The sequence below is a fragment of the Allochromatium humboldtianum genome (genome assembly GCF_013385175.1).
In the GTDB taxonomy this organism is placed as follows: Bacteria; Pseudomonadota; Gammaproteobacteria; order Chromatiales; family Chromatiaceae; genus Thermochromatium; species Thermochromatium humboldtianum.
Map to the genome: position 1 here is coordinate 1 of NZ_JABZEO010000064.1, position 662 is coordinate 662.

Genomic DNA, 662 nt, shown 5'->3' on the forward strand with positions numbered 1-662 from the left:
TGAGCTGCCCCCCGAATTTCGTCTTCCAACGTAGTGATCGTAGGATCGACACAACGCGAGGAAGAACGACATGAAACGCATCCCGAAGCAGGACTACACGGCCGAGTTCAAGGAGCAGGCCGTCAAGCGAGCCGACGAGGTGGGCAGCATCGCCCGTGTCGCCGAAGAACTGGGACTGGTCGAGCAGACACTGCGCAACTGGGTGAAAGCGGCGAAGGCGGGCAAGCTCAATCCGGCCGGCGTCAAGCAGATCACAGCCGAGCAGATGGAGTTGTCGCGGTTGCGTGCCCGGGTCGCGCGGCTGGAGATGGAACTGGAAATAACAAAAAAAGCGGCGGCATATTTCGCGAAAGAGCTGCTGTGAAATATGCCTGGATCGACAAGCAGCGCCGAGCTTTCCCGTTGCCGATTCTGTGCGATGCCCTGTCGGTAAGCCAGAGCGGTTTTCGCGCCTGGCAAGCGGGCGGCACACCGGACCGCAAACGACTCACCGACGCGCAGGCGCTGGTGCTGATCCGCACGATCCACCAGGAGGTCCGGCAGGCGTACGGTGCCCGGCGCATTCACGCCGAGTTGCGTGGGCGTGGCCACCTGATCGGGTTGCCACGCATTGCGCGTCTGATGCGCGAGAACGGCCTCCGGGCGCGGCACAAGCGGCGTTA

The 662-nt window shown here is 62.8% G+C and carries 1 pseudogene; it reads left to right on the forward strand.

Going from position 1 to position 662, the window contains the following annotated elements:
* Positions 1–70: 70 nt before the first annotated feature.
* A pseudogene (locus tag HW932_RS21965) lies at positions 71–662 on the forward strand (transposase); the annotation flags it as partial.